Below are 623 nucleotides of genomic sequence, written 5' to 3' on the forward strand. Positions count from 1 at the left end.
CGGCCCGGGTCAGGTAAGTCTGTGCTTTCGGCCTTCCTGATGACCCAGGCCCGTCGCGCGGGCGCCCGGGTCTTCGTCTTCGATTACCGTCTTGGTATGGAGATGGCGGTGCGCGCGAATGGCGGGCGCTACGCGTCCCTGAGCGCCGGTCAGCCCACGGGCCTCAACCCGCTCTGGACAGAGACCGATGCCCGCGGCACCGCCTGGCTCTCGGACTGGCTTGCCACCCTGCTCTACCGCGCTGACAAGCCACTGACGCCCGCACAGACCAACCGCATCCAGGAAGTCGTGCGCCAGAATGCCCAGGCCTCCAATCCGGCCCTGCGGAACTGGCGGGATTTCGCATCGCTTTTTGTGTCCACCGACGATGGCGGCGATCTGCACCAGCGCCTGCTCGAATGGACCGAGGACGGCCGCTATGGCTGGATCTTCGGGCAGAGCCTCGAGGACACGTTCTCGCTCAAGGGCGATGTGGTGGGCTTCGATCTGACCGGCATTCTCGACAGCGAGGCCGACAAGGAACGGATGGCGGTCCTCTCCTATCTCTTCCGCCGGGTCGAGCGCGAAATCGAGGTCCGCCGCCCCACCATCATCGTGATCGACGAGGCCTGGAAGGCCCTCGA

The 623-nt window shown here is 66.0% G+C and carries 1 protein-coding gene; it reads left to right on the forward strand.

The genetic code is table 11. From position 1 onward, the window contains the following. Positions 1–623: VirB4 family type IV secretion system protein (locus TRIHO_RS11820; RefSeq protein WP_408646188.1), on the forward strand; the 623-nt coding region annotated here is incomplete at both ends.

Source organism: Tritonibacter horizontis, assembly GCF_001518015.1.
Classification (GTDB): Bacteria; Pseudomonadota; Alphaproteobacteria; order Rhodobacterales; family Rhodobacteraceae; genus Epibacterium; species Epibacterium horizontis.